This is a genomic window from Pseudomonas huaxiensis, from assembly GCF_003231275.1.
Classification (GTDB): domain Bacteria; phylum Pseudomonadota; class Gammaproteobacteria; order Pseudomonadales; family Pseudomonadaceae; genus Aquipseudomonas; species Aquipseudomonas huaxiensis.
The window spans coordinates 1-1265 of record NZ_QKVL01000129.1; the positions used below are offsets into that span (position 1 = coordinate 1).

General features: G+C 62.8%; 1 protein-coding gene and 1 pseudogene. Both read right to left on the reverse strand.

Features of this window, described 5'->3' with window-relative positions; all coding sequences use genetic code 11:
• Positions 1-101 precede the first annotated feature (101 nt).
• Positions 102-1046, reverse strand: a complete 945-nt coding sequence (locus DM374_RS32515) for a hypothetical protein (protein WP_110973529.1) — start codon at positions 1044-1046, stop codon at positions 102-104.
• A pseudogene (locus DM374_RS32520) lies at positions 1046-1265 on the reverse strand (bacteriophage T4 gp5 trimerisation domain-containing protein); the annotation flags it as partial. The gene DM374_RS32515 and the pseudogene DM374_RS32520, both read right to left, overlap by 1 nt.

Sequence of the window (1265 nt, forward strand, 5' to 3'; positions counted from 1 at the left end):
GCCGCTGCGCTGGCAGACCCGGCAGATGCCGGGATCCAGAGGGTTGGCCTCGTTGCAGGCAATGTCGATGCAGAGGCCGAAATCGAAACGTTTATCGGAGTTCATGAGTAGTCCTTCGCGCGGGGCAAATCGGCAACGATGCGTCTCCAATGGGCTTCGCTGTAGCTGCTTGAAAAATGACTTTGCAAATCAAGCTTGCCGGCACTCGCCTGGGCGATGAGGTGCCTGATATCCGGGTGCTGCGGCAGATGGGGATGCATGAGCACGCGGTACAGGCTGAGAGCGATCAGGTCGCGACTGTTGCGAAGGCCGAGCCTGCGAGCATCGCGAATCAGGTGAAAGCCATGAGCGGCAGCATAGGTCGGCAGGACGGAGGCGCCTGTCCAGCGCCACGGGGCGAAGCGAGGAGGTTGCCGCAGGGCCTGGCGCCAAACGGCCAGGAATCGGTTGATCACAGGCGCCAGTTGCTGGCTTTCGCGAGCATCCTGGGGAAGCCCGGAAGCGTCGGAACTGCTGGTGCTACGCACGATGGTATAGCCCTCCCAACTGAGCGGAAGAAGCCATAACCTGACCGGGCCCAACAATTGGCCTGCCTGAGTGCGCATCGTGGCAAACAACAGCTCCAGCCTCAGCGGCTCGAACCAGGGCGAGATTTGCTTGTCGCTGGCGGCGGTAGTGCTGCATCGGGCCGCGATGTGGGGGGCGATGACATCAAGCGGATGCGGGCTGAACAACCAGCCACAGATATAACGCTCGTTGTAGGCAAGATCCCGTGCGGCGTAGTCGGCGCTGAGCGTCAGATAGTGCTGTGGCACCGCTTGGCCCGGCCTAGCCAGTTGAACCAGCGCAGGACATCGATCCGGAGCATGGCCCAGGTCCGGCCGCAGCACGCGTGTAACGGCAGCGTCGCCCAGCGACCGGATCAGGGACGGCACGCTGAGCGGATGATCGAAGGCACATTCGGCCAGCCCATTCACCAGCAGATAGACATGGTCGGCCGGTGCACGGTGCTGCTCGACAACCCCCATGACGGTTTCGCCTGTCATCAGCTTTGCTCCTCGCACTGCGTGCCTCGCGCTTGCGCTACCTCACTTGCCAGCGTCAGGCTGTTACCACCCCCTCCTCCTGTCTTGGTCGCCGGCCCGTTGAGCGTGAGCGCGATCCCATCCAGCGTGATGCCCGCACTGTCGATACGCAGCGTGCCGCCGGGGCCCTTGATGATCACGGCTTCGGACGCATGGATTTCATACACCTGGGTGTGCTGC

Excerpts from the sequence above, each read along its gene's own strand:
- DM374_RS32515 (WP_110973529.1), bottom strand. The coding sequence starts at position 1,046 with ATGACAGGCGAAACCGTCATGGGGGTTGTCGAGCAGCACCGTGCACCG.